The 18150-nt window shown below is 34.5% G+C and carries 20 protein-coding genes, 2 tRNA genes and 1 other annotated feature; of the genes, 3 read left to right on the forward strand and 19 right to left on the reverse strand.

Going from position 1 to position 18150, the window contains the following annotated elements:
• Window positions 1–15 precede the first annotated feature (15 nt).
• The 6 genes from C7P63_RS03375 to C7P63_RS03400 all read right to left on the reverse strand — a co-directional run bounded on the left by C7P63_RS03375 (window position 16) and on the right by C7P63_RS03400 (window position 5445).
• Entirely contained in the window at window positions 16–1020 is a 1005-nt protein-coding gene (locus C7P63_RS03375) for a Gfo/Idh/MocA family protein (RefSeq protein ID WP_125942747.1), read from the reverse strand.
• Window positions 1021–1063: 43 nt separating this feature from the next.
• Window positions 1064–1777 carry a DNA/RNA nuclease SfsA gene (gene sfsA / locus C7P63_RS03380; RefSeq protein ID WP_125942748.1) on the reverse strand — a complete coding sequence of 238 codons (714 nt, stop codon included), beginning with the start codon at window positions 1775–1777 and terminating at the stop codon, window positions 1064–1066.
• Window positions 1778–1909: 132 nt separating this feature from the next.
• Complete coding sequence (locus C7P63_RS03385) at window positions 1910–3127, reverse strand: CAP domain-containing protein (RefSeq protein WP_165863760.1); 1218 nt, start codon at window positions 3125–3127, stop codon at window positions 1910–1912.
• Window positions 3128–3278: 151 nt separating this feature from the next.
• Window positions 3279–4082 (reverse strand): amino acid ABC transporter substrate-binding protein, encoded by an 804-nt coding sequence (locus C7P63_RS03390; RefSeq protein ID WP_243640800.1) that lies wholly within the window; start codon window positions 4080–4082, stop codon window positions 3279–3281.
• A gap of 64 nt (window positions 4083–4146) precedes the next feature.
• Entirely contained in the window at window positions 4147–4782 is a 636-nt protein-coding gene (locus tag C7P63_RS03395; RefSeq protein ID WP_125942751.1) for an ATP-binding cassette domain-containing protein, read from the reverse strand.
• Between the two features lie 21 nt (window positions 4783–4803).
• Complete coding sequence (locus C7P63_RS03400) at window positions 4804–5445, reverse strand: amino acid ABC transporter permease (protein WP_125943064.1); 642 nt, start codon at window positions 5443–5445, stop codon at window positions 4804–4806.
• 162 nt (window positions 5446–5607) lie between these two features.
• Window positions 5608–5840: a binding site (T-box leader), on the reverse strand.
• A 273-nt stretch (window positions 5841–6113) separates the two neighbouring features.
• Here C7P63_RS03400 and C7P63_RS03405 point away from each other — a divergent pair.
• Entirely contained in the window at window positions 6114–6602 is a 489-nt protein-coding gene (locus tag C7P63_RS03405; RefSeq protein ID WP_125942752.1) for a DUF4825 domain-containing protein, read from the forward strand.
• Window positions 6603–6655: 53 nt separating this feature from the next.
• On the opposite strand, the gene C7P63_RS03410 is transcribed toward C7P63_RS03405, so the two are convergent.
• Together C7P63_RS03410 and C7P63_RS03415 are read right to left on the reverse strand one after the other, a co-directional pair.
• Entirely contained in the window at window positions 6656–8422 is a 1767-nt protein-coding gene (locus C7P63_RS03410) for an ABC transporter ATP-binding protein (RefSeq protein WP_125942753.1), read from the reverse strand.
• Window positions 8415–10151, reverse strand: coding sequence for an ABC transporter ATP-binding protein (locus tag C7P63_RS03415; RefSeq protein WP_125942754.1), 1737 nt, complete (start codon window positions 10149–10151; stop codon window positions 8415–8417). The genes C7P63_RS03410 and C7P63_RS03415 overlap by 8 nt, the downstream gene beginning before the upstream one ends.
• Window positions 10152–10519: 368 nt before the next feature.
• Here C7P63_RS03415 and C7P63_RS03420 point away from each other — a divergent pair, with 368 nt between their 5' ends.
• Both C7P63_RS03420 and rnjA read left to right on the forward strand, forming a co-directional pair.
• The gene (locus tag C7P63_RS03420; protein WP_125942755.1) at window positions 10520–10735 is read left to right on the forward strand and encodes a DNA-directed RNA polymerase subunit epsilon; all 216 of its coding nucleotides are present in this window, start codon (window positions 10520–10522) and stop codon (window positions 10733–10735) included.
• A gap of 1 nt (window position 10736) precedes the next feature.
• Window positions 10737–12416 carry a ribonuclease J1 gene (gene rnjA / locus C7P63_RS03425; RefSeq protein ID WP_125942756.1) on the forward strand — a complete coding sequence of 560 codons (1680 nt, stop codon included), beginning with the start codon at window positions 10737–10739 and terminating at the stop codon, window positions 12414–12416.
• Between the two features lie 110 nt (window positions 12417–12526).
• Here the strand turns inward: rnjA and C7P63_RS03430 are convergent, their stop codons facing one another.
• The 11 genes from C7P63_RS03430 to atpD form a co-directional block, all read right to left on the reverse strand.
• Complete coding sequence (locus C7P63_RS03430; RefSeq protein ID WP_125942757.1) at window positions 12527–12751, reverse strand: hypothetical protein; 225 nt, start codon at window positions 12749–12751, stop codon at window positions 12527–12529.
• Between the two features lie 98 nt (window positions 12752–12849).
• A tRNA-Gln gene (locus tag C7P63_RS03435) sits at window positions 12850–12921 on the reverse strand.
• 10 nt (window positions 12922–12931) lie between these two features.
• Window positions 12932–13012 (reverse strand) — tRNA-Tyr (locus C7P63_RS03440).
• A 108-nt stretch (window positions 13013–13120) separates the two neighbouring features.
• Window positions 13121–13351, reverse strand: a complete 231-nt coding sequence (locus C7P63_RS03445) for a DUF2969 family protein (protein WP_125942758.1) — start codon at window positions 13349–13351, stop codon at window positions 13121–13123.
• A gap of 104 nt (window positions 13352–13455) precedes the next feature.
• Window positions 13456–13938, reverse strand: coding sequence for a GNAT family N-acetyltransferase (locus C7P63_RS03450; protein WP_125942759.1), 483 nt, complete (start codon window positions 13936–13938; stop codon window positions 13456–13458).
• Complete coding sequence (gene yidD / locus C7P63_RS03455) at window positions 13922–14221, reverse strand: membrane protein insertion efficiency factor YidD (protein ID WP_207852930.1); 300 nt, start codon at window positions 14219–14221, stop codon at window positions 13922–13924. Before yidD ends, C7P63_RS03450 begins: the two co-directional genes overlap by 17 nt.
• 63 nt (window positions 14222–14284) lie before the next feature.
• Window positions 14285–14464, reverse strand: a complete 180-nt coding sequence (locus C7P63_RS03460) for a DNA-directed RNA polymerase subunit beta (protein WP_125942760.1) — start codon at window positions 14462–14464, stop codon at window positions 14285–14287.
• An 18-nt stretch (window positions 14465–14482) separates the two neighbouring features.
• On the reverse strand, window positions 14483–15805 hold the full coding sequence (gene murA, locus C7P63_RS03465) for a UDP-N-acetylglucosamine 1-carboxyvinyltransferase (protein WP_125942761.1): 1323 nt from the start codon (window positions 15803–15805) through the stop codon (window positions 14483–14485).
• A 55-nt stretch (window positions 15806–15860) separates the two neighbouring features.
• Window positions 15861–16097 (reverse strand): DUF1146 family protein, encoded by a 237-nt coding sequence (locus tag C7P63_RS03470; protein WP_125942762.1) that lies wholly within the window; start codon window positions 16095–16097, stop codon window positions 15861–15863.
• Window positions 16098–16309: 212 nt separating this feature from the next.
• A complete protein-coding gene (locus C7P63_RS03475) occupies window positions 16310–16723 on the reverse strand; it encodes a F0F1 ATP synthase subunit epsilon (RefSeq protein ID WP_125942763.1) in 414 nt (137 codons plus the stop codon).
• A gap of 16 nt (window positions 16724–16739) precedes the next feature.
• The gene (gene atpD / locus C7P63_RS03480) at window positions 16740–18146 is read right to left on the reverse strand and encodes a F0F1 ATP synthase subunit beta (protein WP_125942764.1); all 1407 of its coding nucleotides are present in this window, start codon (window positions 18144–18146) and stop codon (window positions 16740–16742) included.
• Window positions 18147–18150 lie beyond the last annotated feature (4 nt).

Below are 18150 nucleotides of genomic sequence, written 5' to 3' on the forward strand. Positions count from 1 at the left end.
AATTAACCTATCTTTCTATATCTTTCTATCTGCAGGAAAAATTATATCATTTTCAAGACGCATTTGCTCCATTATTTCATGAACAATCCGTCCTAAATCTTGCCAATACAAATATTGTTTTTGATAAAGCCCCTTAGTCGGTTGCAACATCACATTGGCAAAATCCATTGCCTCTTCAACCATTGGATTTTCTTCTTTTTCTACATCAATCACTGTTACTTCTTGTGTTTTTCTATCAAAGTAGCGAATACTTTCAATACTATTAATCGCATCCAGAATGATAGTACCTTCTGCTAAATATATTTCAGAGGGTAAAAAACTATCGATGATTTTACCGGTTAATAAGGTCACTTGAAAATCAGGATAGTGGAAAATTAACGTTCCCATTCCGTCTACTTCTGTTTTTATTTTTCTAGCAGTATATTGAACCTGAGTAGGCTTACCAAATAAAGCCACTGCAGCGTATACCACATAAATCCCTAAATCCATTAAAGCTCCCCCTGAGAACTTAGGAGAAAAAATATTAGGCACTTCTCCTGCTTTAACTAAGTCATAACGAGAAGAGTATTTCATAAAACTAAGCGTGGCTCCTTCTATTTTATCAGGAGTTGGTAATAATTCTTTAACTTGTTGAAAGTTAGCTTCGTGAATATTTCGTGCTGCTTCAAAAATGAAACATTGCTTTTCTTTAGCTAAGGCTAATAAGTCTTCCCATTCTTTTAACGTGGAAACAGCTGGTTTTTCTACAATCACATGTTTGCCTGTTTGTAACGCTTGTTTACTTTGTTCGTAATGAAGAGCATTAGGTGAGGCAATATAGACAACATCTATGTCTTCTGATGCAAAAAAAGTAGATAAATCTGTGTAAATAGCAACCTCTCCGTAATCTTTGGCAAATGTTTCTGCAGTTTGAAGGTGTCTAGAGTAGACACTAGTCAACTGGTACTGACGGGTTTCATGTGCTGCTGAAATAAATTGCTGAGTAATCCAGTTAGTTCCTATAATTCCTAAACGTAACATGATAATGCCTCCTTTATATAAATTAATCTATTTTTACTCTCAATTAAAATACTTTATCTAACTTAAAAGGAATTTCTTGTTTGATTTCGACTATTTCCGGAGTCACATGACAGTTATAAGCCACAATCTGAACCCCGTTTTCTTTGGCCAGTTGCACTCCTTCATAAAAAGCAGGATCCATCTCTTTATGTAAAGTAGCTAGTTGGACTGGCTCTAGTTGAATAATAAACAATAAGTAAGTCAGATAATCTTTTCTTAACTTAGTTAATCCTTTAATATGTTTAAGCCCTCTACTTGTAGGAGCATCTGGAAAAGCTGCCAGACCATTTTTTTCTAAAGTCATTCCTTTAACTTCTATAATAGCTGTTTCTCCTAAATCAGTTTCAACTACCAAATCAAACCGAGAGGAACCAAATGTCACTTCTCGTGTAACATGAGTGATTGTCCCCAACAAATTAGGTAACTGAATTTTGCCAGTTTCTAAAGCTGACGCAGCCAAGTCATTAGGTAACTGGCTATCGATATTAACCCAGGTCTTGCCTTTTTTGACAGCCACTAAATCATAATCAGTTTTACGAGTCTTAGACGCTTGATAATCAAGGGCAACTTCAACCCCCTGAATAAGTAGTTCTTCGCAGCGTCCTGTATTTTTTACATGGACAGGAATTGGCTGACTACTTCCAGGTAGCTGGCAATAACTAACAAATCTATTTTCTCTACTTATAAAAGTCCCTAAATGAATATCTTGGTAGGTCATCTCCATCTCCCTCCTTATCCCTTTCATTATACATGAAAAAATAACCCTCATACATGATTTAGCTATTAAAAAGCTTCCTATATAAAACCAAAAAATTACTAGTCATTTAATTGCTACTTTAATTAGTTTCACTCACTTATTTTGTTGAAATAACCATTGAGTCGCAAAAATCACTTGTTTTCCTTGATAACTTCCTTTGTAAAAACCAAAGCCAAACTCATTATAAACACTTGTTAACATATTTTGATTGTGACTGGCACTGTTTACCCACCCTGAAAAAAGGGTATGAACCATTTGTTCTGTTCCTTCATCTGAGTGATAAGGAATCACTTGAATATTTTCTCCTAACTGGCCTTCTTCTGAAACAGCTAAGCCAAGCTGTTCCCCTATTGTGTCAAAGTTTGTTCCATCAGGCCGACTATGGCCATAATTTTGTTCAAGTTCCTGACTCCTTAACCGAGCTGCTTGACTCAACGCTGCTTTATCAGCCAACGGAGGCAGATGATAGATTGCACGGTGTTGATTAACTAATCTAAGCATTTCTTTTTCAGCTACTCTATCCTCTAGTAAATAAGCCTGGGTTGGTAACACATAGATTAAACTTCTAGAGCTAATTACTTCTTGATTACCGTAAGAGTAACTATAAACCACTGGATACACACCGACTACTTGATTATTCACAGAACCGTTAACTTGTATATTTTCTAAAGATAAAGGCTGATCTTTTTGGTCTACTGCTACAATAATAGGTTTTTTCCAATTAAATGAACTACTTTGATGAATCATTAAATTTTGAGTGACTAACTGAGGCATTTTGGTAGCGGCTGTTGTTTTTTTCTTTAGTCTCAGTTGAACTGCTTCTAACTGTCTGTTTTCTCCAGTAGTTCCTGCACTTTGCCAATCAGTTACCCAGTTTAACCAACCTTTGTTAGCAACATGACCTCGATATTCTACTTGATGAGTCTTTGACATTGGCCCTTTCAAAGCAATCCGGACTGCTTCAATTTGCCTACTTTGTCCAACTATACCAGATAGTTCATTATTTTCAGAAATAGACTGCCAACCGATGTTAGACAAGTGACTTTGATAAATTAAATTTCCGGATAATGGGCAAGAAGAAGTAAGATACATTGCTTCTAATCGTTGATTTTTCCCAACTGTTCCTATTATAGTAGGCAACTTTTTTTTAGTTAGCCATCCTTCATTTTGAACATGAGCCACTCCTGAAAAAGTTGGAGAATCTGTTGACTGAGCCTGTTGTGCCAAGGTGGTTTTTGTTTTTACTAAACTAGCTATAAATAAACATCCAAAGAAACTAATTCCTTTCACTACTTGGCTGTTTAGTTTCACCTCTATCACTTCCTTCCTAGCTTATCTTCTTCTTTATTTTATCATAAACCTGTTTAAATAGAGGAATTTATGCCAAGGAAAAAAGACCTCCTCTAATAGAGAAAGTCTTTTTATATAGGCTATTTTTTTGTTTTATCTCATACTTGCAACATTATTTAGGAGACACATCTTCCCCAAACCACTTATCTGAAATTTTAGCAAAGCTGCCATCTTTTTCTAATTGCTCAAACCCTTCATTTAATTTAGTTTGGAGTTCCTTATCACTTTTTCTAATCCCCACTGCAAAATCTTCTGGCTGATAAATATTTCCGATTAAATAATAATCATTTAATTGATCTTTTTTCGCTAAATAATAATTAGCATATACCTTATCAATCAATAAACCGTCGATTCTTCCGGCTTCTAAATCAATAAATCCTTCATTAAAAGTATCATATAACACTGCTTCTTGATCTTTTACTTTATTTTTTAACACCTCTTCTTCTTGAACAAAGATATCATAACCAGAAGAACCGTTTTGAGCGCCTAAAATTTTACCGGTCATTTTATCCAGTTGATTAATTCCTGATGATTTAGGTGTTACCAATATTTGTTCATTCTTCATATAGGTTTGACTAAAGGCTACTTTCTTCCTTCGTTGCGGTGTCGCAGAGTAGCCGTTCCAAATCAGATCGATAGTGCCATTAGTTAACTCTTTTTCTTTCATAGACCAGTCAATGGGCTGTGTTTTAACTGTGATACCATACAATTTAAATACGGCTTTGGCTAAATCCACATCAAATCCAACAATTTCTCCTTGCTTATTTTTAAATCCCATCGGTACAAAAGTATCATCTAACCCCATTACTACTTCTTTTTTCTTTTTAATTTCAGACCATTGATCTTTGGCTTCTCCTTTATTACCAGCCTTATTTTTATCTTGACACGCTCCTAATAACCCTACCAACACCACCATCAAACTACCTAACACTACCATTTTTTTCCATGTTGTTTTCATTATATATTCCTCCTTTTTTACTTTATACAAGATCCGTTAATTCAAACACTCTATCTGCAATATCTTGGGCAAAATCCCAATCATGTGTCACCACAATTTGAGTCATACCTTGTTTCTTTAAAGTTAAAATCAGTTCTTCGACTTGTTTTTTTAAGTTAGGGTCTAAAGCACTAGTCGGTTCGTCATAAGCTAAAATACTAGGAGACATCATCATTGCTCTAGCAATAGCTACTCGTTGTTTTTGTCCCCCAGATAATTGATAAGGATATAAGGCTAACAAATCTTGAATACTTAATTCTTTAGCTAATTTTTCACTTTTAGCTAGATATGCTTCTGGCTTCTCCTCCTTAACTAAACTAGGTGCTAGTAGTAAATTCTCCTGAATAGTTAAATGAGGAAATAGCTGAAAATCTTGAAACACTAGTCCTACTAATTGATTTTTTTTATTTCCTTTATCTGGATAAAAAGGGAGACCATCCATTAAAAATTCTCCTCGGTCTGCTTTTTCCAATCCAGTTAACAAACGTAACAAAGTGGTTTTCCCTCCACCAGAAGCCCCTACAACCGCTAGTAGTTCTCCTTTCTCAACTGTTAAATTTAACTGATGAATCACTTGTTTATCTCCAAAAGATTTATCAATCTGCCGTAAAGTTAACATTTTCTCTTCCTCCTAATCTCTTTAATGATAATAGTTAAATTTATTTTCCAATTCTTTCAAACTAAGGGTTAATATCCCAGTCAATAATAAGTAAATAACAGCCACTCCAACTAACGGAATTAAGGAAGCTTCTCGCTCCATGGCAATCTTTCCTGCTCTCATCACATCTCCTAAGCCTAAAATATAAACTAGAGAAGAATCTTTCACTAAGTTAATGACCTCATTTCCTAAAGAAGGTAACACTATTTTAAATACTTGAGGAATAACAATCCTTCGAGTTGTTTGTCGTGGGGTTAATTTTAAAACCGCTGCTGCTTCGTATTGTCCTTTTGGAATAGACTGAATCCCTCCTCTAAAAATCTCAGCAAAATAAGCTGTATAGTTTAGCGTGAATGCTAATAAAGCTGCACTGAATCTTTCAAACACAACCCCTACTGTTGGTAAGCCATAAAAAACTAAAATAAGTTGTAACAGTAACGGAGTTCCTCGCATTAACCAAACATAGGCTTCTAATAAATATTTCACAGGTTTAATCGAGGTTTTTAACCCTAAAGCACATAAAATACCTAAAGGAATCGATCCTAACAACGTTAAACCGAATAACGTTAGAGTAGTTTTCATTCCGCTTAACAATTGAGGTAAAACAGTTATAAATTCTCTTATCATCTTTCTCATCCTTTTCTTTTAAAATAAAAAAACGCCCTTTTATTCCGAAGAATAAAAGGGCGTTTTAACGCGATACCACCTTTTTTTGTCTTTATTTCACAATAAAAACCTCAAACAGTCTTGTTTTCCCATAAAAAAAAGCCTTTAGTCAACAATTGACTAAAGGACGTTTTAACGTGGTTCCACCTTTTTTTATTAAGATTTTACAATCTTAACCTCTAAAAGTCATCTAACAATGACTGTAACGTTAACGGGTTCTACCGATCTTTCCTACTAGACTTTCAAAAAGATAGACTTCAAGATGTGTTTCACTAAACAACCATACCTTTTTACACCTACCAAAGGCTCTCTGTGAATAATTGGTTAGTTACTCTTCTTATCATCGTCTTTGTTTGTATTGTGTTTAAATTTACTACAGTCATGAACATTTGTCAACTATTAAATTAATTTTCCGCTAAGTTTTTCTTATTGATTATGAGAAATTAATGGGTCTTCTCATAATTTTTTAAAAAAATATTTTTATTTTATTTGTTTTATGTTAAAATAAAAAGCGGTAACAACCTTGATATATCAAGGCTAATCTCTATTATTACAAAGCTATTGCATTATTTTTTCTTTTCTATTACAATAGATACGTTGTGTCTCGAGAGAAGAAGGAGGATATCATGAAAGTTAAGATAACCATCATCAGTTTGTTTATTCTCTCTTGCTTTATTTTTTTAACTGGTTGCCAACAAAAAAAAGCAATTGAACAAACTGTTTTAAACAATAAAGAATTATACGTAGGTGATAATACATCTGTCTATAATCTAGTCAATTCTTTGAATAATAATGATTATTTCGATATGATTGAACTGCAAACCAAAGAAGCGCCTTACGGGGTAATTATTACTTATAACAATCATTTAAGTAATGATGAACATCGAAAAATCGCCCTGAATAACGCGACTTATATTTTAGCCTTTGTTCATAATGCAGATTGGGTTAATTTTAAATGGAAAAAAGACCAATCTGAAACAACTGTCACTAGAGAACAATTAACTAAACTATATGAAAATGATTTAATGGGTTCTTATACAGAAAAAGAATTAAATCAATGGATCCAAGAAAAACTGGCACATCCTAAACTACTTGCCAAAATTTGGCAAGAATAAAAAAACTCTCTCTTCCTCATCTAACTATAGATAAGAAAGGGAGAGTTTTCTATTTATTCCTCTGTCTTTTCTGCAAATTGACTTTGATACAACTGCTCGTAAAAACCGCCAGCAGCTAATAAGCTGTCATGATTGCCTTGTTCAATAATGTGACCATCTTTCATCACTAAAATTAAATCTGCATCCTTAATAGTACTTAACCGGTGAGCAATCACAAAACTAGTTCGCCCTTTCATAACTTTTGCCATAGCTTTTTGGATAAGTAGCTCTAACCGAGTATCCACTGAACTGGTTGCTTCATCTAAAATTAAAATTTTAGGATTTGAAATAACTGCTCGAGCAATGGTTAACAGTTGTTTTTGACCTAAAGAAACATTATCTGCCTCTTGATCAATCATCATCTCATAACCATTTGGCATTGTCCGGATAAAATGATCCACATTGGCTGTCTTAGCAGCATCTACCACTTCATAATCAGTCGCCTCTAAATTACCAAAGCGAATATTTTCAGCAATAGTGTCAGGATAAAGCCAAGCATCTTGTAAAACCATGCCAAATAAAGAGCGAAGATCACTTCGGTTCATTTTTTTCGTGTCAATCCCATCAATTTTAATCGCACCTTCATTCACATCATAAAACCGCATTAATAAGTTAATCATTGTGGTTTTACCAGCACCTGTTGGCCCAACAATTGCGACTGTCTGGCCTGGTTTCACTTCAAAACTAACTTGCTGGATCAAAGGTTTTTCAGGATCATAGCTAAAAGAAACTTGATCAAAGACCACATGACCTTGAATATCTTCAGGTAAAGGAACATCCGTTATATTTTGCACTTCTTCAGGTTCGTCTAATATTTCAAAAATCCGTTCCACAGAAGCTGAGGCACTTTGAAGTACAGCTGAAAGTTGAGTAATTTGACTCATAGGAGCATTGATTTGCCATACATATTGGATTAAAGCTTGTAAGTTTCCAATGGTTAAACTCCCTTGAATAACGAAAAAACCACCTAAAACAGCTGTTACAATATAAGCGATATACGCAGTTAAAGCCACAAGCGGCATCATTAAACCAGAAATAAAAGCAGAACGAAAACCATAACCAGATAGCTCGTGACTAATATCTTTAAACCGAGTCAAAGTCGCTTCTTCTCGGCCAAATAATTTAATAACGCTAAACCCTGTTAGTTGTTCTTGAACAAATCCGTTCATCTCACCTAGTGCATTTTGCTGATCTTGAAAATATTTTTGTGACTTTGCTACAATCACTTTTGAAATGATTAATGCTACAGGAATCATCAACACTCCAATCAACGCCATTTTGGCATGGATATAAAACATCATTCCTACAGCAAATACAATACCTAAGATAGCAGAAATAATCGGAATAAAACTTTGTTGCATCGCATTCATCAACGCATTAACATCATTAGTCATGCGTGATAAAACATCTCCTTGTTGATGGGTATCAAAATAAGAAACCGGTAGTCGGTTAATTTTTTTAGAAATGTCCTCTCTTAAATCTTTCATCGAACGCTGCACCACTAAAGTAATGAGTAAAGCAGATAAATACTGACACACACTATAACCAATTGCCAGTCCAACTAAAACGACTAACACTTGTTTAATATAAGCAAAGTTAATCGGTTCATGTTTGGCTAAATTTTGAATAATTTCTGTTGTAGGTAATCCAGTCACAAAAGGTAATAAAGCATTACAGATAACCGTTAAAATCGTTAAAAACACACCTAAAAAGAAAAGCCAGCGATAAGGACTTAAATAAGTCCATAATCGTTTAAAGGAAGATAATTTTCGCTTATTCATGGGCTAATTCCTCCTTTGATAACTGAGAAAAAGCAATGTCTCGGTAAATATCACAGTGATCTAATAACTCTTGATGAGTCCCAAGACCTACTACTTCTCCTTCATTTAAGACCACAATTTTATCTGCATCCATAATTGAACTAATCCGTTGAGCCACAATCATTACCGTAGACTGTTTTGTTTCTTTTTTTAACTGTTCCCGTAATTTAGCATCTGTTTGATAATCTAAGGCTGAAAAACTATCATCAAAAATATAAATAGCTGGTCGACGGATAATAGCTCTAGCAATAGCTAATCGTTGTTTTTGACCTCCTGAAAAGTTAGAACCACCTTCTGATAAATGTTCTTCTAACCCTTTTGGCTTACTTGCCACAAACTCTGTAGCTTGAGCAATTTCTAAAGCATAGTCTAAATCTTCCTCTGTCGCATCTGGTTTTCCCATTAATAAATTATCCCGAATGCTACCTTCAAATAAAATCGCTTTTTGAGGAATATAACCTATTTTTTGCCGTAAAGCATGTAAATTATAATCCCTAACATCTACTCCATCTATTTGAATACTGCCTTTTGTCACATCATAGAAACGAGGAATTAATTGAATTAAAGTAGACTTACCACTTCCTGTACTACCAATAAAGGCAATCGTCTCTCCAGGATTCACCTCAAAGCTAACATCTCGAATTACTGGACTCTCAACTGTTCCTGGATAAGCAAAGGTTACTTGATTAAAAGATACCACTCCATTCGTTCTAGTTTCTTTAACTCCATCTGGCTTATCGGTAATCGTGGATGATAATTCTAATACCTCCTGAATTCGATTAGCCGAAACAGCTGCTCGTGGATACATCATAAAAATAACTGTAAATAGCATAAAAGAAAATAGTGCATGAAACACATATTCAATCGTTGCAATTAAATTACCAACCTCTAATTGCCCCATATCAATATACTTAGCACCCATCCAAATAATCAATACCATTACTAAATTAAACAAGAAAAAGAAAGCAGGCTGTGCCGCAGCCACTAATTTAAATAATTTCGTAGAAGTATCAGTAAAGGCTGCATTGACTTGATCAAATCTTTTTTCTTCAAATTTTTCATTAACAAAAGCACGAATGACTCTTAAACCAGACAAATTCTCTCGCATAATGCCGTTAATGTTATCTAATTCTGTTTGTTGCCTTTCTGACAATGGTTTAGAATACTTAGCAATAATGATAATACCTATAGTTAAAAAAGGTAATGCCAGAAACACATACCTAGCTAATAATGGACTTCGCTTAATCACTATCGTAATACTAGCGATGAACATCATCGGTGTCATAAAACCGGTTCGCAAAACTTGACCTAAAAAAAGCATGACTTGATAGGCATCATTTGTTACACGAGTAATCAAAGAAGATACCCCAATTTGTTCATACTCACCATGTGAAAATTGTTGAATATTTTCAAACATATCATCTCTCAAATCCACAATAATTCGGTTGTTTAGTTTAGCACCTACGTAAGATAACATGATATGTAAAGTAATCCCAATCACGGTAATAATGACCATATACCAGCCAATTTTTTTCACATTCTCCATATTGCCAGTTTCAAGACCTGAGTCAATCATACGTCCTAACAATGTAGGTAGTCCTAATTCAATTACAATAAAACCAAACACACATAAAAAGTTAAGCAATAACAATTTTTTGTGTCGCATGGTATATTGCCACATTAGTTTCATCTTAATTTCACCCTCCCGTACTCATTATCTATTTAATATAACATAGATTTATGAAATAAATGTGAAATAATACTACTTGTTCCCAGTATAAAAAAAGGGAGTTAATCTCCTTTCTATACAATTAGTCATTATTATGGTAAAATGGTTTTAATTGTTAAGAACACGTTGATTTTTTTATCGATTTAAAATGAAACAAACAGACGAGGTTTCATTTCATTAGAGTAGATTTTAATACCATTCTCTCCTAATGAAAATCTAAGAAAAATGACAGGTGACCTATCACCTTATTTTCGTGTGCAAAAAAACATGACAAACATTTAACCATAAGAATAATTAAATTTAGTTATAAATAAAAAGGAGTTAACAACATGATTTATAAAGTTTACTATCAAGAAACCAAAACAAGAAACCCTAAAAGAGAACAAACACAATCTCTTTACTTAGAAGCTGACTCTGTAATTGAAGTCAGAGATTTATTGGACAAACATACCCCATATAATGTCGAATATATTCAAGAACTAGATGATAATCATCTAGCTTACGAAAAAGAAAATGCTGACTTTTCACTAACGGAGTTTAACTAACATGAAACCTTCCATAAAAAATAACGAAACAGGAGTTTTCGCTATTGGTGGTTTAGGAGAAATTGGTAAAAATACGTATGGGGTACAATTTCAAGATGAAATTATTTTAGTAGACGCAGGAATTAAGTTTCCTGAAGATGATCTACTTGGGATTGATTATGTCATTCCAGATTATACTTACATTAAACAAAATCTTAAAAAAATTAAGGCTTTAGTTATCACTCATGGTCACGAAGATCACATTGGTGGTATTCCTTACTTATTAAAAGAAGCGAATATTCCCATTTATGCAGGACCTTTAGCTTTAGCTTTAATTACTAACAAATTAGAAGAGCATGGTTTACTTAGAAATGCTGAGCTACACACAATCAACGAGGATACCGTTTTAAAATTCAGAAAAACTTCAGTGAGCTTTTTCCGAACTACTCACAGTATTCCAGATGCACTAGGAGTCGTAGTTAAAACACCTTCTGGAAATATTGTTCTGACTGGAGATTTCAAATTTGACTTTACTCCTGTTGGTGAGCCACCTAATTTACAAAAAATGGCAAAAATTGGTGAAGAAGGAGTTCTGTGTTTACTAGCAGATAGTACTAATGCTGAAATTCCAGATTTTACTAAGTCAGAAAAAACAATTGGAGAATCAATCAATCATATCTTCCAAAAAATCAATGGACGGATTATTTTTGCTACTTTTGCCTCTAACATTTTCAGACTACAACAGACAGCTGAAGCTGCTGTTAAAACCGGTAGAAAAATTGCAGTATTCGGTCGAAGCATGGAAAATGCTATTATCAATGGACAAAAATTAGGCTACATCAAAGTTCCTAAAAATACCTTCATTGATCAAAAAGAAATCAATAACTACCAAGCCAATGAAATTTTAATTTTATGTACAGGCTCACAAGGTGAACCTATGGCAGCTCTTAGCCGGATTGCTAACGGAACTCATAGACAAATCTCTATTCAACCAGGAGATACTGTTGTCTTTTCAAGTTCTCCAATTCCAGGTAACACAACAAGTGTGAATCATGTCATCAACTTGTTATCAGAAGCTGGTGCTGAAGTTATTCACGGAAAAGTCAATAACATCCATACTTCTGGTCACGGTGGCCAACAAGAACAAAAATTAATGTTAAGTTTAATGAAACCTAAATTCTTTATGCCAGTTCACGGAGAATATCGTATGTTAAAAATTCATACAGGTTTAGCACAAGATGTTGGTGTGTTAAAAGAGAACTGTTTTATTTTAGAAAATGGTGAAGTATTAGCCTTAACTGAAGAAACAGCACGTCTAGCTGGACATTTTCAAGCTGGAGATGTCTATGTGGATGGTAGCGGCGTAGGAGATATTGGTAACATTGTCTTACGAGATCGCCGTATTCTATCTGAAGAAGGTTTAGTGGTTGCAGTTATCACTGTTGACTATAAACGTCGACAAATTTTAGCTGGGCCAGATATTTTATCCCGTGGTTTTATTTATATGCGGGAATCTGGTGACCTAATCAATGATTGTCAACGTATCTTAACAAAAGCATTAAATAAAACGTTACAAGATCCTAAGGTGAATGATGGTATGATTAGAGATACTATTATCAGTACTCTTCATCCTTTCTTAGCAGAACGAACAGAAAGACACCCTATGATCTTGCCTATGGTCTTAACACCGGAAATACATTAATTTTTACCACTAAAACTAAAAATGGTAGAACTTCTTATATAACAAGAAGCTCTACCATTTTTTTATTTGTCTATCATTTTCATAGTTACTAAAAACCACTATTAATCTGATTAATAGCCTTTAGCCTGCCATTTAATCCGTTGACGAGTCTGACATCTAGAACAACGTCCACTGCACTGACAACTAGTTGGTTCCTCTTTGGTAAAAGTAGGTAGATTTTTTTTATCATCAACCTCTTCTTTGATTCCTTGAACCCCTTTACGAATACTTGTATAAGCATCATATAAACCATCTTTTACTTCTTCTTTTAAATTATCTAATTCTATCTTTTTCATTGCTCTATCCCCCTCTCTATTTTAAATACTCACTATCTTCATTCTAACATATTCTTGATAAAAAAAAACAACCTTCAATAATTGAAAGTTGCTTGCAACTGGGCTAGCTGGATTCGAACCAACGAATGACGGAGTCAAAGTCCGTTGCCTTACCGCTTGGCTATAGCCCAATAAAAAAAATGGAGGAAAGTGGATTCGAACCACTGAACCCTAAGGAACGGATTTACAGTCCGTCGCGTTTAGCCACTTCGCTATTCCTCCATAAGCTAGGTTGTTAACAATTGCTGTCTCAACCTTACATACTTATCATACAAAAAAAAGAGAAAAATTTCAAGTAATTTTTACAACTTTTTTTATTTTTTTTGTTTTTTATTGAAAAAGGTTCCATTGTCGAATAATTTCTTCATAGGCTTGATCTAAATTACTTGCTAGACTAACTTCATTGTCATTCATATGCACTTCATATTTTTTAGAACTTATTTCAATAATTTCACCAATTGTTTTTTTTCCAATGGATAAAGTATGTACAGCTTGTGTTTCACCGTTAACTTCACGTGTGGTTTCTTTTACAGAAACTTCAATATCTTTATTTTTTTTCATTTGTTAACTCCTTTTGATTAATTTAAAATCAGTTCTAGTACAGTATAGCATACTTTAAAAAAAGTAGTAAAAAAGTCCACTAATCTTTTTCTTTTTTTGTTATTCTAATTAGGCAAATACTGAAAGATAAGTTGATCTTTTAATAATTGGCCAAATTCATAGATAGGTTCTGAATAATGCTGGACAAAATAGTTAACTTCCCTTTTTACCTCTTTAAATCCACACCGAGTATACACTTTAATGGCAGGTAAAGAAGTTTCTCCAGTTTTAACGTATAAAGGATAGTCTTGACTATCTTGGGCTTGTATTTTTAACCCTTTAAGATAACTTGTTATAGCATATTCAACTAATAAAGTGGCTATCCCTTTGCCTTGACACTGTTCAGAAACTGCCACATTCTTTATTTCAGCTTGGTTCTGGCTATACCCTAACACTAGCACTCCTATCACCTGTTGATTGCATTCACTAATGATAAGTTGATTTTTTTCTAGATAGCTATTCACTTTTTCCCTATCTGGATCAGCTAACAATAATAGATCCATAGGCAGTGGTTCATTTTTTTTCAATGGTCTAATGATGACAGTCATGATTATCTTCCTTATTTTTTTGATAGGGACCTGGGTAACATTGATCAGGATTTCGTTTTAAACTAAATGTTAACGGAACGTAATCAATCCCACCTTTTACAAGAGGTTGACATCTTAAAATACGACTAATCCCCATAATAAGCCCTTTTAGTGGTCCGTGGTAGGTTAAAGCATCTACCATATACTGAGAACAAGTTGGATGATATCGACACCTTTTAGGCAGTCCTGGGGAAATACGTCGTTGATAAAAACGAACTCCAGCAATAAATAAACGATTAATCATATCACTAAAAACTCCTTTATAATGAAGAGAAAAGTCACAACCTAATCAGGTCATGACTTTCTTTTATTTCATAAATTCTAAAATATGTTGCCAAACAGATTGATGGAAAACATCTGTAGCTTTTCCTTCACCAATCACACTATAACCAACCATAGAACCAATCATAAATAAGACTAACCCTATGATTAAAATAAGGACAACAAATAAGACACGTTTAAGGACATGCTTTGAAATATTATCCATCTTCTTCTAAACTCCTTATTAGTTAGAGTGAGTAAGTGTTTCAGTAGTTTCAACCATACTTGAGTTTTTATTTGCTAAAGGGTTAACTCGTTCGATGTTAGCTCCTAATTTTTGAAGCTTCTCATGAAACTTATAGTAGCCACGATCTAAATATTCTAAATGAGTCACTTTAGTTCTACCTTCTGCTACTAGTCCAGCCAAAATCAAAGCTGCTGCAGCACGTAAATCTGTAGCTGCTACTTGTGCACCTTTTAACGAAGTATTGTCGTAAATATAAGCGACATTTTGGTCAATCTTAAATTTCGCACCCATTTTCTCTAACTCTAATAAATGTTGGAATCGATTTTCAAAAACTGTTTCAGTAATAACGCTTGTTCCCATAGCGATTGTTTGAATCGTGCTCATTTGGGCTTGCATATCTGTTGGAAAGCCTGGATGAGGTAACGTTTTGATATTAGTCGATTTAAGAGTTTCAGGCCCTACTACACGTAAACCTTCTGCTTCTTCTTCAATCATGACACCCATTTCTCTTAACTTAGAAATCAGTGGGCGATTATGCTCAGGTATAGCTTCTTTAATTAAAAGATTGCCTTGAGTCATAGCAGCAGCTACCATAAATGTTCCTGCTTCTATTCTATCTTGAACAATTCGGTGTTCCACCGCTTTTAAGTGGGTTACCCCTTCAATTTTAATCATTTCAGTTCCGGCACCTACTACTTTAGCTCCCATTTTATTTAAAATATTAGCTAAATCCACAATTTCTGGTTCTCGTGCCACGTTTTCAATAACTGTTTTACCTTCTGCTAATACAGCTGCCATCATAATATTTTGAGTAGCCCCAACACTTGGAAAATCTAAATAAATTCTAGCACCTTTTAGACCATTTTCAGCAATAGCTTCAATATAACCATCTTCTTGATTAATGGTGGCTCCTAGTGCTTCAAATCCTTTCAGATGTAAATCAATCGGTCTTTTTCCTATAGCACAACCACCAGGCATAGCCACTCGAGCATGTAAATTTCTAGCTAAAAGTGGGCCCATTACAACAATTGAGGCACGCATTTGACTAACATACTCATAAGGTGCTTCGATATGTAATGGTTTTGTTGCATCAATAGTAATTTCATTATGTGCTTCATCAAAATGTAACTCAGTATTTAAATGGCGGATGACTTCGTTCATCATAAAAACATCCGATAAAATAGGAACATTTTTTAACTTTGTCACACCATTATCTGCTAATAAACTAGCCGCTAAAATCGGTAAAACAGCATTTTTTGCTCCCTCAATAGTGACATCACCGATTAACCGATGACCACCTTGCACTAACATATATTCCACTACTTGGTCCCCCCAAAAAACGTAATCAATAGTCTTTTTTTACTCATTATTTAACTTATTTAGGCATGGTTATAAAAAAGTTTCTAATTAAGTCCATACATTCTAATAAAAATGAACTAGCTAAATAACCAATGCCAATCGAAATTAACAAATAAACCATTCTAATTTGAATCAAGTTAGTCTTTTTAAAAAATTGGTCGGTTCTAATCGATTGTAACGACCAAAAGGTTAAATAGATAAAACTAAAATGACTGATCACCCGAACTAAAGCAGGTATGCCGTAAACTTGCATGGTTATTGTTCACCTTCTAACAGAGTATTTCATGTAACTTTCTATATTCTAGCACAATTCATCTAGAAAAAAAAGCAAGTGTTCCTACTTCTCATATTTCCATTAGAAAGCTAATCAGCAAAATTCATCATACCTAATAATTTTTGACTAGACAACTTTTATGCTTTTTTTAAATAAGCATAAAAAAAAGCAACGCCTAAAGCGTTACTTTTTTAATATTTGTTTGAAATGTTAATCCGGTTAATAGCTCGTCGTAATGAAACTTCTGCACGACGTAATTTATCCGCATTTTTCTGTTCTTTAGCTTCTTGGATTCGTTTCTCAGCTCGTTGTTTAGCTCGTTCTGCTCGAGGAACATCAATATCTTCTGCTTTTTCAGCACTATCGACTAAAACAGTGATCACATTATCACGAACTTCCATAATCCCACCACTCACAGCAATAATTTCTTGTGTTCCATCATCCAGTTTAATACGAACTTCGTCAATAACTAAAGGAACAATAATAGGAGCATGGTTAGCCATAATTCCTATATCTCCCTCAGTTGTTCGGCCAATTACCATTTTAGCTTCATGCTCGTATACGAGACCATTTGGAGTTACTACTTCTACTTGAACTAAAGCCATAGTATTTCCTCCATTCTTAGTAGCCTAAATGTTTTGCTTTCTCAATGGCATCTTCAATACTACCTACACTACGGAAAGCTTCTTCCGGTAAATCATCATGTTTACCAGTTAAAATTTCCTTAAAGCCACGAACAGTTTCTTTAACAGGCACATATGAACCTGGTTGACCTGTAAATTGTTCCGCAACGTGGAAGTTTTGTGATAAGAAGAATTGAATACGACGCGCACGACTTACTAATATTTTTTCTTCATCAGATAATTCGTCCATCCCTAAGATAGCGATAATATCTTGTAATTCACGGTAACGTTGTAAAATATGTTGGACTTCTGTTGCAACTTTATAATGCTCTTCTCCAACAATTTCAGGAGATAACGCACTTGAAGTAGAAGCCAATGGATCTACCGCTGGATAAATCCCCATTTCTGTTAATCGACGTTCCAAGTTAGTTGTTGCATCTAAATGGGCGAAAGTAGTAGCTGGAGCCGGGTCAGTATAGTCATCGGCTGGCACATAAATCGCTTGAATAGATGTAATAGATCCTTTTTGTGTAGAAGTAATTCGTTCTTGTAATTGTCCCATTTCAGTAGCTAGAGTTGGTTGGTAACCAACGGCTGAAGGCATACGTCCTAAAAGGGCAGATACTTCAGAACCTGCTTGAGTGAAACGGAAAATATTATCAATAAACAAAAGAACATCTTGACCTTGAACATCACGGAAATATTCCGCAATAGTTAAACCAGTCAATGCTACACGCATTCTAGCACCAGGAGGTTCATTCATTTGCCCAAATACCATGGCAGTTTTTTCAATAACTCCTGATTCTCTCATTTCATAGTAAAGGTCATTTCCTTCACGTGTTCGCTCACCAACACCAGTAAATACTGAAATACCACCATGTTCTTGAGCGATGTTATTGATTAATTCCTGAATTAGAACAGTTTTACCAACACCGGCACCACCGAACAACCCAATTTTACCTCCTTTTAAGTAAGGAGCTAATAAGTCAATCACTTTAATCCCAGTTTCTAGGATTTCACTACTAGTAGCTAGCTCCTCAAAAGTTGGAGCTTTTTTATGAATACTACTTTTTTCTACATCTTCAGCAAAAGGTCTTTCTAAGTCAATGGTTTCTCCCAACACATTAAACACACGACCTAATGTGCGCTCACCAACTGGGACAGAAATAGGGGCACCAGTATCTAGCACTTCCATTCCTCTTTGTAACCCATCAGTTGATTCCATTGCAATAGCGCGAATAACGCCGTCACCTAATTCTAGGGCAACTTCTAATACAACTTTTTGTTTAGAATCATCTGCTTTATAAACAATAAGAGCATTGTTTATATCTGGTAAGGATTGATCTAATGGAAATTCCACGTCGACAACGGGACCGATAATTTGAACAATCTTGCCTGAATTCACGATA

The sequence above is a fragment of the Vagococcus humatus genome, assembly GCF_003950325.1.
Taxonomy (GTDB): Bacteria; Bacillota; Bacilli; order Lactobacillales; family Vagococcaceae; genus Vagococcus_C; species Vagococcus_C humatus.

Bases quoted from the DNA above. Each gene is read 5' to 3' on its own strand.
- C7P63_RS03375 (WP_125942747.1), bottom strand. From the start codon at position 1,020: ATGTTACGTTTAGGAATTATAGGAACTAACTGGATTACTCAGCAATTT.
- sfsA (WP_125942748.1), bottom strand. From the start codon at position 1,777: ATGACCTACCAAGATATTCATTTAGGGACTTTTATAAGTAGAGAAAAT.
- C7P63_RS03390 (WP_243640800.1), bottom strand. From the start codon at position 4,082: ATGGTGGTGTTGGTAGGGTTATTAGGAGCGTGTCAAGATAAAAATAAG.
- C7P63_RS03395 (WP_125942751.1), bottom strand. From the start codon at position 4,782: ATGTTAACTTTACGGCAGATTGATAAATCTTTTGGAGATAAACAAGTG.
- C7P63_RS03405 (WP_125942752.1), top strand. From the start codon at position 6,114: ATGAAAGTTAAGATAACCATCATCAGTTTGTTTATTCTCTCTTGCTTT.
- C7P63_RS03410 (WP_125942753.1), bottom strand. From the start codon at position 8,422: ATGAATAAGCGAAAATTATCTTCCTTTAAACGATTATGGACTTATTTA.
- C7P63_RS03415 (WP_125942754.1), bottom strand. From the start codon at position 10,151: ATGAAACTAATGTGGCAATATACCATGCGACACAAAAAATTGTTATTG.
- C7P63_RS03420 (WP_125942755.1), top strand. From the start codon at position 10,520: ATGATTTATAAAGTTTACTATCAAGAAACCAAAACAAGAAACCCTAAA.
- rnjA (WP_125942756.1), top strand. From the start codon at position 10,737: ATGAAACCTTCCATAAAAAATAACGAAACAGGAGTTTTCGCTATTGGT.
- C7P63_RS03430 (WP_125942757.1), bottom strand. From the start codon at position 12,751: ATGAAAAAGATAGAATTAGATAATTTAAAAGAAGAAGTAAAAGATGGT.
- C7P63_RS03445 (WP_125942758.1), bottom strand. From the start codon at position 13,351: ATGAAAAAAAATAAAGATATTGAAGTTTCTGTAAAAGAAACCACACGT.
- C7P63_RS03450 (WP_125942759.1), bottom strand. From the start codon at position 13,938: ATGACTGTCATCATTAGACCATTGAAAAAAAATGAACCACTGCCTATG.
- yidD (WP_207852930.1), bottom strand. From the start codon at position 14,221: ATGATTAATCGTTTATTTATTGCTGGAGTTCGTTTTTATCAACGACGT.
- C7P63_RS03460 (WP_125942760.1), bottom strand. From the start codon at position 14,464: ATGGATAATATTTCAAAGCATGTCCTTAAACGTGTCTTATTTGTTGTC.
- C7P63_RS03470 (WP_125942762.1), bottom strand. From the start codon at position 16,097: ATGCAAGTTTACGGCATACCTGCTTTAGTTCGGGTGATCAGTCATTTT.
- C7P63_RS03475 (WP_125942763.1), bottom strand. From the start codon at position 16,723: ATGGCTTTAGTTCAAGTAGAAGTAGTAACTCCAAATGGTCTCGTATAC.